The organism is Chamaesiphon sp. OTE_75_metabat_556 (genome assembly GCF_031378165.1).
Taxonomy (GTDB): domain Bacteria; phylum Cyanobacteriota; class Cyanobacteriia; order Cyanobacteriales; family Chamaesiphonaceae; genus Chamaesiphon.
In genome coordinates this window covers 1-12733 of sequence record NZ_JANNDR010000533.1, presented here as the reverse complement: position 1 = coordinate 12733, position 12733 = coordinate 1, and the positions used below count along the sequence as shown (strand labels likewise).

General features: G+C 46.1%; 11 protein-coding genes and 2 pseudogenes. 6 read left to right on the top strand and 7 right to left on the bottom strand.

Translation table 11 applies throughout. The annotated features are described in order from the left end of the window. Positions 1-81 precede the first annotated feature (81 nt). Positions 82-1629: pseudogene (locus tag RMO27_RS21140) on the top strand (hydantoinase B/oxoprolinase family protein); the annotation flags it as partial. A 90-nt stretch (positions 1630-1719) separates the two neighbouring features. Here the strand turns inward: RMO27_RS21140 and ahcY are convergent. Beyond that, positions 1720-2991: an adenosylhomocysteinase gene (ahcY, locus tag RMO27_RS21135; protein WP_309736308.1), complete on the bottom strand. Its 1272-nt coding sequence runs from the start codon at positions 2989-2991 to the stop codon at positions 1720-1722. A gap of 315 nt (positions 2992-3306) precedes the next feature. On the opposite strand from ahcY, the pseudogene RMO27_RS21130 reads away from it, so the two are divergent. From RMO27_RS21130 to RMO27_RS21115, 4 genes and pseudogenes are all read left to right on the top strand, one after another. Then, positions 3307-4140 (top strand): annotated as a pseudogene (locus tag RMO27_RS21130) (DNA adenine methylase). A gap of 178 nt (positions 4141-4318) precedes the next feature. After that, on the top strand, positions 4319-4813 hold the full coding sequence (locus RMO27_RS21125) for a DNA recombination-mediator protein A (protein ID WP_309736306.1): 495 nt from the start codon (positions 4319-4321) through the stop codon (positions 4811-4813). 57 nt (positions 4814-4870) lie between these two features. Next, complete coding sequence (locus tag RMO27_RS21120) at positions 4871-5290, top strand: MAPEG family protein (protein WP_309736302.1); 420 nt, start codon at positions 4871-4873, stop codon at positions 5288-5290. A 153-nt stretch (positions 5291-5443) separates the two neighbouring features. After that, entirely contained in the window at positions 5444-5935 is a 492-nt protein-coding gene (locus RMO27_RS21115) for a YajQ family cyclic di-GMP-binding protein (RefSeq protein ID WP_309736298.1), read from the top strand. 86 nt (positions 5936-6021) lie between these two features. Here the strand turns inward: RMO27_RS21115 and RMO27_RS21110 are convergent, their stop codons facing one another. The 3 genes from RMO27_RS21110 to lysA all read right to left on the bottom strand — a co-directional run bounded on the left by RMO27_RS21110 (position 6022) and on the right by lysA (position 8212). Then, entirely contained in the window at positions 6022-6357 is a 336-nt protein-coding gene (locus RMO27_RS21110) for a XisI protein (RefSeq protein WP_309736296.1), read from the bottom strand. Beyond that, the gene (locus tag RMO27_RS21105) at positions 6327-6761 is read right to left on the bottom strand and encodes a XisH family protein (protein WP_309736294.1); all 435 of its coding nucleotides are present in this window, start codon (positions 6759-6761) and stop codon (positions 6327-6329) included. The genes RMO27_RS21110 and RMO27_RS21105 overlap by 31 nt, the downstream gene beginning before the upstream one ends. Before the next feature lie 65 nt (positions 6762-6826). Continuing rightward, positions 6827-8212 carry a diaminopimelate decarboxylase gene (gene lysA, locus RMO27_RS21100; protein ID WP_309736292.1) on the bottom strand — a complete coding sequence of 462 codons (1386 nt, stop codon included), beginning with the start codon at positions 8210-8212 and terminating at the stop codon, positions 6827-6829. A 100-nt stretch (positions 8213-8312) separates the two neighbouring features. On the opposite strand from lysA, the gene RMO27_RS21095 reads away from it, so the two are divergent. Further along, positions 8313-9059, top strand: a complete 747-nt coding sequence (locus tag RMO27_RS21095; protein ID WP_309736290.1) for a Uma2 family endonuclease — start codon at positions 8313-8315, stop codon at positions 9057-9059. A 4-nt stretch (positions 9060-9063) separates the two neighbouring features. Here RMO27_RS21095 and arfB read toward each other — a convergent pair whose 3' ends face one another. The 3 genes from arfB to RMO27_RS21080 all read right to left on the bottom strand — a co-directional run bounded on the left by arfB (position 9064) and on the right by RMO27_RS21080 (position 12455). After that, on the bottom strand, positions 9064-9474 hold the full coding sequence (arfB, locus tag RMO27_RS21090) for an alternative ribosome rescue aminoacyl-tRNA hydrolase ArfB (RefSeq protein ID WP_309736288.1): 411 nt from the start codon (positions 9472-9474) through the stop codon (positions 9064-9066). Positions 9475-9593: 119 nt separating this feature from the next. Next, positions 9594-11102, bottom strand: coding sequence for a DGQHR domain-containing protein (locus tag RMO27_RS21085; RefSeq protein ID WP_309736285.1), 1509 nt, complete (start codon positions 11100-11102; stop codon positions 9594-9596). Between the two features lie 162 nt (positions 11103-11264). Beyond that, on the bottom strand, positions 11265-12455 hold the full coding sequence (locus tag RMO27_RS21080; protein ID WP_309736283.1) for a hypothetical protein: 1191 nt from the start codon (positions 12453-12455) through the stop codon (positions 11265-11267). Positions 12456-12733 lie beyond the last annotated feature (278 nt).

Here is a 12733-nt window from a genome sequence, read left to right as displayed (position 1 = left end):
AAAAAAAAAAATTTTTTTTTTTTTTTTTTTGTTAGAACCTTTTTTGGGGGTTAATTTATTCATCCCCCAAAACCATTGGATTCCCCTCAACCCGATCCAGTCCGCCTGGAAATCTTCAATAATCTGCTCAAATCGATCGCTGAAGAGATGGGGATTACCCTGCAAAATACTAGCTACTCAGTCAATATCAAAGAACGCCTCGACTTTAGTTGTGCCATCTTCGATCGATCTGGAGAATTGGTAGCTAATGCCCCACATATCCCCGTGCATCTGGGTTCGATGAGCGAAAGCGTCACCAGTCTAATTCAAGCCTGTGGTGCCACGTTGCAACCTGGGGATGTCTATATCTCCAATAATCCCTACAACGGCGGTACTCACCTACCCGATATCACGGCGATTACGCCGATCTTTCTGCCCACCGATCCGACTCCAGTATTTTACGTAGCATCGCGCGGACATCATGCGGATATTGGGGGCATCACCCCTGGCTCTATGCCCCCACACAGTACCTCGATCGAGCAAGAGGGGATTCTCATCGATAATTTTCAACTCGTCGCTGGCGATCGATTTCGGCTGGCTGAGGTGTTATCGTTACTCGCTGATTCCCCCTACCCTGCCCGCAATCCCCAGCAAAATATCGCCGATCTCCAAGCCCAAATTGCGGCGAATGAGCGGGGTGTTAAAGCTTTGATTGAAACGATCGATAAATATGGCTTAGATACCGTCGAGGCTTACATGCAACACGTTCGGGACAATGCCGAAGAGTCGGTGCGACGGGCAATTTCGGTATTAAATCCAGGGACGTTTACTTATCCAATGGATGATGGTTGTCAGATTCAAGTCAAGATTGAGATTGATCGATTCATGCGTGCAGCCACGATCGATTTTACAGGTACTTCCCCTCAACAACCCACCAATCTCAACGCCCCCTTGGCCATCTGCAAAGCGGTGGTACTATATGTCTTTCGCACCCTTGTCGATAATGATATTCCGCTCAATGCTGGCTGTCTCAAACCCCTGAACATCATCGTTCCCACCGGCTCGATGCTCCGTCCCCAATATCCCGCTGCGGTAGTCGCTGGCAATGTCGAAACCTCCCAAGCGATCGCCAATGCCCTCTATGGCGCGCTAGGTGTGATGGCGGCAGCACAAGGCACGATGAATAATTTTACCTTTGGTACCGATCGATATCAATACTATGAAACAATCTGCGGTGGCTCTGGTGCTGGATCTAGTTTTAACGGTACCGATGCAGTCCAAACTCATATGACAAATTCGCGACTGACAGATCCAGAAGTATTGGAACTCCGATTTCCGGTGCGATTGGAGAGCTTCAGTATTCACCTTCATAGTGGTGGACGTGGTAAATATACTGGAGGGAATGGCGTCATCCGCCGTATCCGTTGCCAGGAAGCGATGACGATGGGGATTTTGTCAGGACATCGATCGATCGCGCCATTTGGATTAGCAGGTGGTGAGCCAGGAGCTTTAGGGCGAAATAGCATCGAACGTGCTGATGGAACGATTGAATTCCTGGAAAGTAAGGCGGAGGTGCAGATGCAGGAGGGAGATATTTTCTTGATCGAGACTCCTGGTGGTGGTGGTTTTGGGATTTGGGAAGGATATTAAATCCATTAGTAAAAAAATCGCTAAAAAAGCATAGACCATAATGTTGGTCTATGCTTTTTAAAAACTAGTTAATCTAGCTCAAAATCGAGATTAAGTACCCGAAGTCCAAGAGTTGGCATAATCGATTTGGTCGGCATTGAGACTATCGATGTGAATGCCCATAGCTTCGAGCTTCATCCGCGCGATTTCTTTGTCCACATGGACGGGGATCGAGTGGATACCAGGAGTCAATTCGCCTTTATTTTTGACGAGATATTCGCAAGCCATTGCTTGGTTAGCAAAGCTCATATCCATAACTGCGCTAGGATGTCCTTCAGCGGCAGCCAGATTGACGAGACGACCTTCACCGATGACGATTACGGATTTGCCGTTTTTGAGTTTGTACTCTTCGGTAAAGTTGCGGACGGTGTTCACGCCAGTTGCTTTGCTAGCCAGAGTTTTGAGATCGATTTCGATATCAAAGTGACCGGAGTTACACACGATCGCGCCATCTTTCATCAAGTCGAAGTGTTCGCCACGGATGACATGCTTGTTACCAGTAACGGTGATAAAGATGTCGCCGACAGCAGCGGCTTTTTCCATTGTCATTACGCTAAAACCGTCCATAACGGCTTCAATTGCCTTGGTAGGGTCAATCTCAGTGACAACGACATTTGCACCCAATCCACGGGCACGCATGGCGGTACCTTTACCACACCAGCCGTAGCCAGCAACGACGATTGTTTTACCAGCGAGCAAAATATTGGTAGCGCGAATGATCCCATCTAAGGTGGATTGTCCGGTACCGTAGCGGTTATCAAAGAAATGCTTGGTGTCGGCATCGTTGACGTTGACAGCAGGGAAAGTCAATACGCCAGCTTTGAACATCGCCTGGAGGCGGACGATCCCAGTAGTGGTTTCTTCGGTAGTACCGATCAGTTCGCTCAGTTGAGATTGGCGTTCTTGAACCATGGTGGCAACTACATCACAACCATCATCGACGATGATATTGGGGTGGTGATCGAGTGCGGTTTGGACGTGACGTTTGTAAGTAGCTTCGTCTTCACCACGGAAGGCAAATACCGGAATTCCATAATCGACAACTAAACTAGCTGCAACATCATCCTGAGTAGAGAGGGGGTTGCTAGCAATTAGAATGGCATCAGCACCAGCCGCTTTGATCGCGATCGCGAGGTGAGCGGTTTCAGTGGTAATGTGGCAACAAGCGACGATGCGAATCCCCGCTAACGGCTTTTCGGCTGCAAACCGGTCGCGAATCTGGCGTAGCACGGGCATTTCTCGCCCTGCCCACTCAATCCGTTGCTTACCTTGGGGCGCGAGCGATAAATCCTTGACTTCGTGTTTCAGTGCAGTTGCTATCATAGACGCAGTTTGTAAATATATTTAAACTTAGATCTTTCCCTAGGTTACAGGAAATTCTCGAATTTATCACTCTTTGAATAAACAATCGGCATAAATTGCTAGGCAATAGCTGGCAAAATCAAGATCGTCCCTACTTATCTATTCACAAAATTTGGCTCCAGTCTTGTCAGATCGAGTCGCAGTGTCGGCAATCTCATCCCAGCATCCATCGTCGATACTAGTAAATTTCGTCACAATTGAGAATCACGATGTTTTCAATCATAAATATCTACCAGTTACTCGATCGAGTCGATTATTTTCCCGAAGCTTTTTATAATGCAATTACAGGTGAAGCCTTTCTTGAAATGGGTAGGTGGCAAATCACAGTTATTACCAGAAATTATCAAGCGGCTACCTTCAGAATACGATCGCTATTTCGAGCCTTTTTTAGGGGGTGGTGCAGTCTTCTTCTCTCTGCAAAATCGAACCGCATGTTTGGCCGATGTCAATAGTGAATTGATTAACACTTATTGTGTCATCAAAGATTGTGTTGAAGAGTTGATTGGAGATTTAGCCAAACATGTTTATGACAAGGACTAATACTATTCGCTGCGCGATGTCGATCGCCGCTTAGAATATCAATCCTGGAGCCAGATCCAAAGAGCGAGCCGCTTTATCTATCTCAATAAAACTTGTTACAATGGCTTGTATTGAGTCAACTCCAAACAGCAATTCAATACGCCGATCGGTACTTATAAAAACCCAAAGATCCTGGATGCAGATAACCTCCGAGCTTGCAGAGAAATTCTCCAAGATGTCGAGTTAATACATGGCAGTTTTCTAACGATCGAATCAAAAGTCACCTCTCAAGATCTAGTTTATTTCGATCCGCCGTACGTACCTTTAACTAAAACAGCTAATTTCACGTCCTATACCCGCGAAAAATTTGATGAAGATCGGCAAATCGAGCTATATAAATTATGCTGTCGATTGCACGATCGTGGGGTTAAATTTATGCTTTCTAACTCATCAGCACCATTCGTATTGGAGCTGTACGGGCAAGAACCAGCTTTTAAGATCGAATTGATTCAGGCTACTCGCTTAATTAATTCTCGCAGTGATAAACGGGGGCAAATACCAGAAGTGCTTGTCACCAACTACAAATATTAACTCCTCAGGCAAACGACAGAGATCGGAGATTGCCAGCAATCGGCACCTGCCATAATTTAGATCTCATCAGAGTTTTGTCTGGGGAAATTTCTCAGGATGCTCGCAACCCACAGCCTAAAACCGATCTCCGGCCCTCAGTTGTGTTAAACTAGGGACGTTGTTAAGCTACGCACCGTCTTTGATTAACGTATCTGAAATCGATACCCTCGCCCAGGAACTAGCTACGATTCAACAGACTGGCTCCAAGAAAATTGCCCTACTGGGTTCTCGCCATGTCCCCATCACTCACCAGCATCTGATCGAGATGATGAGCTACGCGCTAGTGCTCTCTGGCAATCGCCTGATTACCTCTGGTGCAACCGGTACAAATTCTGCGGCAATTCGTGGTGCTATTCGCGCCAATCGTGACATGTTGACAGTGATTTTACCCCAAAGTCTTGCGCGTCAGCCGCGCGAATCTCAAGATCAGTTGCAAAATGTCATGCATCTGGTAGAAAATCCTGACAACGATGCGCTATCGCTAGGTGAAGCTAGCGCACTCTGCAATCAGGAAATTGTTTCTCGTTGTCAGCAGTTGATCTGTTTTGCCTTCCACGATAGCGATACATTACTGCAAACTTGTCATGAAGCTGAGGAACAACGCAAAGTTGTTACTCTATTTTATTTCGATTAACTAACTTTACCGATCGATTTCGTCCTAGCTTGCTGGCTGGCTGCCCACAACCGTTTTATGAATTTCGCCAATCTTTCTACTTCGACAATTTTACTCGGCTCGATCGCGGCTGCGGCATCTTTAGTTTATTTTCCCTATTTAGTAGTGGCGATTACCCGCTTTCAAGTCGGGTTCGATATTTCAGCTCCCCGTGCGGCGTTTGACAAAATGCCAGATTATGGCAAACGAGCAACTTGGGCGCATCAGAACTCTTGGGAAGCCTTTATACTGTATAGTGCAGCCGCATTGATGGCTTATAGTACCCATCAAGAGTCAGCGACGGTAGTCAATTGTGCGATCAGTTTTACAGCAGCACGGCTATTCTATTCAATTTTTTATATCATTAATTTCCCGATCGGTCGATCGTTAATGTTTGGTGTCGGCTCCGTAGCCATCTTTACTCTCATGTCGATGAGCATCACCAGCACAATGAATTAGGGGTTAGGATTGAGGTGTTAGAAATTAGGGGTGTTGTCTAGATAGGAATTGAACCCCAAACTCAACAACTATCAACTGTCTTGATTTGCTAAACCGTCGGGAAACCCGACGAGCGCAAATCGCTATCAACTATCAACTATCAACTAATTAAATATGGCTTCTACATTTTCCTTTGATATTGTCAGCGATTTCGATAGACAGGAATTAGTCAATGCTCTCGATCAAACTAATCGGGAAATTAGCAGTCGTTACGATCTCAAAGATACCCAGACGACTGTGGAACTAGCTGAAGATAAGATTACCATCAATACAGCTAGCGAGATGACCCTCGATGCCGTCCACGATATGCTTCAGAGCAAAGCGATCAAACGGAATTTATCGCTGAAAATCTTTGACTACGGCAAAATTGAAGCGTCTAGTGGCAATCGCATCCGTCAAGAAGTCACCCTCCAAAAAGGCATCAGCCAAGAAATTGCCAAACAGATTTCCAAGCTAATTCGCGATGAATTTAAAAAAGTTCAGCCCTCAATTCAGGGTGATGTCGTCCGCGTCACTGCCAAGGATAAAGATGAATTGCAAGGGGTGATGCAGCGATTGAAACAAGAAGAGCTGCCCGTAGCTTTACAATTTACCAACTATCGGTAAAATAAATTGTTAAGATCGCAAACCCGACTGAGGTAAAGAAGTCGGGTCAATATTTTTAGCATAATTAAATATAAATCTGTCTACAGTTAATTAACCGCAAATTCTGTAAATTGCCGTTTAAAGGGAGAATGAAAGCCAATAATGATATCGTGCTTGGGTATATCTTTAGCTATTAGTTCGTTGGCAATACCTCCCTCAGTTCCATCATGCTGAATCCAGATTTTACCATTCTTAATATCTAAATGCAAAACACAACCATAAATTCTACGTTTGTGTGACCAACCAACATGAACTAGTTGATATCGATCTCTTTCTAAATCGAAAATTAATTCAGCTTCCACCTCTTCATTTGCTGATTTAATTTGACTATATTCAGTCAAAATATCTCGAACTATTTGTCGGTATTCATCTGTTTTTTCCATTTGACGATCGCCTCTTCTTCTGGTTCATAGACAATGAGATTGACACCATATTTCTCTACGAGTCGCCGTGGTAATTCTAAAGTGAAAAAACTTCGTTCGGCATCTACGGGTATTGCCAGGTATAGAATTCGATCTGGCTGTTCCTCTTCTAATGCAAGTTGGTACTTCAGAAATTGTCCTAATGCCGTACTGAATTCTGTTGTTGCCGAAACGCCAATAAAACTTTTAATTTCAACGGCAATTTTCTCGCCATTCTTTTCGGCACTCATTAACTGTTCTGCGGCAAGATCGATATACATATCGACGCCACCGAAGCGCAAGAACAGTGGATCGTCTGTAATTATCCACTGCTCTTTCTCTAGTGCGTGTTTTACTGCGTCATGAAAGATATCTTTAGCTGGCACAATTGATAGGTCATCAATAACGATCTCTTTGGCTCTATTATAGCCCGATCGACAGTCAAATCTAGCTATTTTACTAAGCGTTCTGGTAATCTGTCGAACCTTAATAAGTCATCGTAATTTTCCCGTTGGATAATGATATTTGCTTCACCATTATTAACCAAGACAGCAGCCGGACGCGTAATCCGATTATAGTTGGAAGACATACTATAGTTATACGCACCAGTTGCCGGAACTACCAAGATATCCCCAGGTACCGCCGCCGCGATGTGGGCATCTTTAATCAAGATATCACCAGACTCGCAATGTTTGCCCGCGATCGTTACAGTTTCAGTCATCGGTGCGGACATTTTATTGGCAATCATCGCCCGATATTGAGATTGATAAGTAATCGGGCGGGGATTGTCAGACATCCCACCATCGATACTGATATAGGTACGAATGCCAGGGACGGTTTTGTTACCGCCGACAGTATAGGCAGTGACACAGCTACTGCCAATCAACGAACGTCCAGGTTCGGATAAAACGCGTGGATAGGCAACTCCATGTGCGTCACAAGCAACTTTGAGGGCAGTGGCGACGTTTTTTACCCACTCATCGATGCTCTGCGGATCGTCAGCTTCGGTGTATTTAATCCCCAATCCACCGCCAACATTAATTTCACTGATGGGCAAACCGTGACTGAGGGCGAGTTTGTACCATTCCACCATCACGCCTGCTAAATCTTGGTGGGGTTGCTGCTCGAAAATTTGGGAACCGATGTGGGCGTGAACGCCGATACAGGTAATATCTGTCTGTTTACTTAGCCAAGTGAAGACTTCATCGAGTTGATTGGGATCGAAACCAAATTTACTATCTAAATGTCCCGTGCGAATATATTCGTGAGTGTGACACTCGATGCCGGGAGTGAGCCGAATCATTACGGGGACATGTTTGCATATCGCACTGGCAATAGAGGCAATATGTTCGAGTTCGAGCCAGTTATCGGCAATGATGCGACAATCTTTTGTAATTGCCAGTTCTAGTTCGGCGACTGATTTGTTATTACCGTGGAAGTAGATTTTTTCCGCACTCACTCCAGCCTTAATCGCGGTTAGAATTTCGCCACCGGACACCACATCGATTCCTAAATTTTCACTACCCGCGATCGCACAGATAGCCAGACAACTCCATGCTTTTGATGCATATATTACCAGAGATTCGCCAGGATAATATTTTTGCCACCCATCCCGATATTGTTGACAAGCGGTGCGTACCGATTGCTCGTCGAGGATATATAAAGGAGAACCAAATTGCTCAATTAACTCGGTGACATCGCAGCCGCCAATTTCGAGACAATCCCTGTCGTTTACTTTCGCTGTCAGGGGGAGAATGTGCTGGTTGGGTGAAGCGTCGGGAGTAGCTGCGGGCAAGTACTGGCGGCTGGTGGGATGGGTTGCGGAGATCGATACCATTGGAATGTTTACACTGAGAATCTGGATTCCTAAATTATAATAGAAGTGCGATGGTTAGTAGACTGACAACCAATTTAGCACTGGCTGTTAAAATCTGATTATGTTACAAGTAGACCGTAAATATTTACCCTCTAGCACCGAGTTACCGGACTCTGACGATACGCCTGTGGATAATGTAGGCGTTCCGACGTCGCGAAGCGAAGACCAGAATTGGCTCCCTAATGTCTTACTTTTACTCTTAAAGTATATTTGGGCAGACCGAACCGACTGGTTTTTCGGCATCGATATGGGAGTCTATCATCCCACTGGCTTAAATCACCGCTTTCCTGTCGTCCCTGATGGATTTTTGAGTTTGGGCGTAGAGCGACGCAAGGGGAATAAATCTCGTCGTAGCTATGTGCTGTGGGAGGAAAATGATATCCCGCCGATTCTCACCTTAGAAGTAGTATCTTGGACGCCTGGGGGTGAGTATGAGGAGAAAATGGCTATTTATGCCAAGTTGGGGGTGCTTTATTACGTCATCTACAATCCAGAATACTGGCAACGAGATCGTCATCAACCATTTGAAGTTTATAAGTTGGTAGACGGTGCTTATCAACTCCAAATTGGTGAGCCTTATTGGTTCCCCGAAATTGGTTTGGGGATCGGGCGTTGTCAAGAGATATCTGGAGCAGTCGAGCAAGAAGTTTTATCTTGGTTCGATGCTCAAAGCCATCGCTATCTATGCCCTGAAGAATTAGCTCAAATTGCTGCGGAAGAAGCGAGACTAGCTAGACAAGAGGCTGAAGATACAAAAGCTCAATTAGCCCAAGCATTAACAAGAATTAGAGAATTAGAAGGTAGTTAGATATCTACTCGACAACTTTTCGTAATGCTTTCATCTGCGATCGATGTTTCTTGGCTGCCAATCTTCGCCGATCTTGGCCTTTGCTTGGCTTTCTAATTTTACGCGGCAAGACGATAACGGCTACGCTCAGAATCAACGCACGCAATCGATCGAAAGCCTCAGCTCGATTGCGTTCTTGACTGCGGTGTTCTTGCGATTTAATCACGATAACACCTTCATTGGTAATCCGGCGATCACTCAATTTGAGCAGCCGTTCTTTATACCAGTCAGGTAAGGAAGATGCTTGGATATCAAAGCGTAAGTGAATAGCTGTCGCCACCTTATTGACATTTTGACCGCCAGCACCCTGCGATCGAATGGCACTAATCTCGATTTCACTAAAGGGAAGGCTAATCGTTTTAGAAATCTCAAGCATGTCCGATCTAAAGCTGTTGGGCGATATCGAGGCTACATTACCCAATTTACTCGATCGCTGTCGAGATGACACTCTGCTGTTCGAGCATTCGAGCCGTATCCACAATTAAAACGAGCGCGCTAAGTTAACACCGGTGGCAACCCAACTTCCTTGGGCGTGACTAATTTGCCCTCAAAACTCATTGCATATTCTCCCACAGTTCTGGATTCCGCAACATAACGACGCAGTTCGGCTCGATCGAAATCATTATCCACGCCACCCAATAGATAGACAATCAACTTCGCCGCTAAATCGCGCCCAGATACCAGAATCCGCTTCTTATTGGGGTCGTACAAAATCCCATACCAGAGCGACTGAGGCAAGTTAATCTGACTAAAGCCACCATCGGCATCATAGCGATCGAGTTTACGCAAAACCTCAGTTTCAGCCATTTGTTTTTTAAAAACCGCCATCCCTACCCCTTGCGCGAAGGCAACTTGGCCGACGGGACGAAATAGGATATGCCCCTCGCCGCCCCCAGGCTCGAAACTAAAGCGGCGCAATTGAGTGGTATCCTCTGCCTGCAAACGTCCGTAACTGGTAAATTGGGACAACCGATCGAATAACCAATTAAAAGCTGCAATTCCGGCTGCTAACTCGGCGGGATCGGGACGCAATGGCACTAAACCTTTTTGGGCTTTGGGTTTCCAATCAGGGAACTGATATTGTAGATATTTTGCTGCCATATCTTGCAAAGCTTGGAGCGTGGTTAGTACGGTGGTTTTTGTCGCCACCGTCGCACTATCCCAATTCACACGCGGTTTGCGTCCGGGGATATCTTTTAATAACGGATGATTGACAGCGATTTGCCTTGCCACGATCGCAAAGCCATCATTTTCATCAAGTTGAGCCAATTGTCCCTTACTCAGCGCGATCGCCATCAGATTAACATGGACGAAGATCGATCGAATCCGCCGCCGCGCTGCCAGTTGCGTCTCCCCTTTCACCACCGCTGAGATAAATTCAATCCCGATCGTTTCCTGGGGCAAACTTGCTAAATACGCTTGCGATGTCCCCAATTCTGCCAGTGTAATTTTATGACCGACTGGATGCCGTTCTTTGTTATATCTAGGCAACTCACCCGCACGTAATAACTCCATCAAACCCTGAACGCCCATCAATCGATGTTGTCCATCGAGAGCATAGATCCGCACGGATTCGCCCACATCTAATAATCCGACACTATTATTGCCATCGATCGGCATAAATATCGCCGCCGACTCATTCGCTTTGCCACCTCTGCCCCACTCTGGCGCATGAATATTATCCACCCACGATCGATCGATCGTCACTAAGACGGGTGGAAACTTATGAGTAGTTCGTCCGGCTAAATATTGAACCAACGCCGCCTGTCTGCTCCAGTCGAGGGGACGCTGTTGGATGACTTCGATACTGTCACTATCGATGGCGATGTTTTTGGCTTGAGGCTGATGTTGCTCGGATAGCAAGTTCATCTCTGAAGCATATTTTACGCGATCGGCCAGCCATTGCAACGTGACTGAGCCGATATATGCTTCGCTGCCACCCATCTGGGTACGTTGGACGAGGATTTCATGGGGCTGAAGGTTCGGAATCTTGCTGGCTGGCATTATCAAAGGAGCGATGAGGCGATCGCAACTAGACTAGCAGCTTTCTCATCATCCTTTCTAGAGGTTTTTAAAAACTTAATAGACGCTCGCCAGATCGGAATTTGGCAATAGCACTAAAATAAAATCGCCTTATTGATAGCTAGAATTTGGCGGCATCACTCTCTAATTTATCCGCTTCAGCAAAATCGAGATCGATTTCTGCCCCGTAGGCAATGGAATTTTGAGAGTAATATTATCGCGATCAAGACATTTGTATGCAGACTTAATTGTGGGTTTGTCACGATCGCCGAAGAGCGGGAATAAGCGATCTCCAGTGAGCTTCAAACTCTCACCCAAATTGAGTCTGGTGGTCAGTCGTTGATAATTTTGGGAGCTAAACGTCAAGGTACTATCAGGATTTACTTGAAATCTCGCATTGGCACTACCAGACAAGCCGATGCCAATTCTGTCGATTCTAGCTCCAGTTTCTTTCGTTTTTAAGGTATATCTTTGTTCGAGATCGACTGCTTCAAAAGATGCATGCCCATTGCGTTCGATCGTCACCTTCGCGTAGCCGATCATCTGAGGATTGGTAACGTTGGCTTGAGTGAAAGTTTGGATAACTGGCTGCCAATAACCGCTCAAATCGGCGACTTGCCAGGTGCCGACATAACAATATGGTTCCCCTGTTGGTTGCGGTGGAATCGTTACGGGTGGCGGTGTGAGATTCTTGGCTGCTTTGGTCGGTAGTGGCTCTGGGGGATTGTTGACTGCTGGCGTTGGCAGTGGTGCTGGGGGTGCTGGTGGTGTTTCGGGTGCTGGGGGTGCTGGTGGTGTTTCGGGTGCTGGGGTAGGAGCTGCTGCCAGTTGGATTTTTTGCGGTCGGGAGGCAATCTTGTTGACATCGACAGGACGTAGTGCCAGCCGAGATTTCGATTTGCGACCGGGTGTGGCTGTTGCCATAAAATCATAACGTTGACCGCGACCGGGATTGGTCGTCGTCAAGCAGATATGGGAGACTTCACTCACAGCCGGAAAGCTAAATCTGGACTCGACGAGTTTACTCCCATCAGCTTGAGATTTACCAATCGCATTATTATGAAAAAACCGTAAGGCTTTTTTTTGGTCGTAGATCGCAAATTTGAGAATGCCCGCTCCACCAGTTTTGACCTTAAGGGTAATGCGGGTGTTTGGCTCTACCGACAAACCATAACAGACTTCCCCTTGGGGATTGCTAGGGGATGCCGTTAGCGCACCAGTATATTCTTTGCCCAAGGCCATCGGCACGGTGGGGACAGCATCTGTCGCTAATGCAGCTAAAGGGCTAATCAGTGTGAGGAGCGGTAAGATCCGCCCAATTGCGAACTGGGACATATTGGTAGATTAACACTCGATCGACTCGATCATCTGCGGCCGTCTGGATCTGAGGATTTTGGCGGTCGCTGAAGCTATCAATCGATCGAGTGTTAGATAGTACTCGTATAGATATATATTTCCCAATTACGACCCAGATCGACCATTTGAATTACAAAAATACACCAAATTTCTTAAACATTGGCCAGATTGCCAAATTGGTCTGTAAATTAAGAAATCGTATGCTTTTCGGCGCGACGCTGGAATTGCGTCCCGGCGAAGTGGCGGTTCTTCTCGGC

Coding starts and splice junctions, on each gene's coding strand:
- RMO27_RS21115 (WP_309736298.1), top strand. CDS start 5,444: ATGGCTTCTACATTTTCCTTTGATATTGTCAGCGATTTCGATAGACAG.
- RMO27_RS21110 (WP_309736296.1), bottom strand. CDS start 6,357: ATGGAAAAAACAGATGAATACCGACAAATAGTTCGAGATATTTTGACT.
- arfB (WP_309736288.1), bottom strand. CDS start 9,474: ATGCTTGAGATTTCTAAAACGATTAGCCTTCCCTTTAGTGAAATCGAG.
- lysA (WP_309736292.1), bottom strand. CDS start 8,212: ATGGTATCGATCTCCGCAACCCATCCCACCAGCCGCCAGTACTTGCCC.
- RMO27_RS21095 (WP_309736290.1), top strand. CDS start 8,313: ATGTTACAAGTAGACCGTAAATATTTACCCTCTAGCACCGAGTTACCG.
- ahcY (WP_309736308.1), bottom strand. CDS start 2,991: ATGATAGCAACTGCACTGAAACACGAAGTCAAGGATTTATCGCTCGCG.
- RMO27_RS21080 (WP_309736283.1), bottom strand. CDS start 12,455: ATGTCCCAGTTCGCAATTGGGCGGATCTTACCGCTCCTCACACTGATT.
- RMO27_RS21085 (WP_309736285.1), bottom strand. CDS start 11,102: ATGCCAGCCAGCAAGATTCCGAACCTTCAGCCCCATGAAATCCTCGTC.
- RMO27_RS21120 (WP_309736302.1), top strand. CDS start 4,871: ATGAATTTCGCCAATCTTTCTACTTCGACAATTTTACTCGGCTCGATC.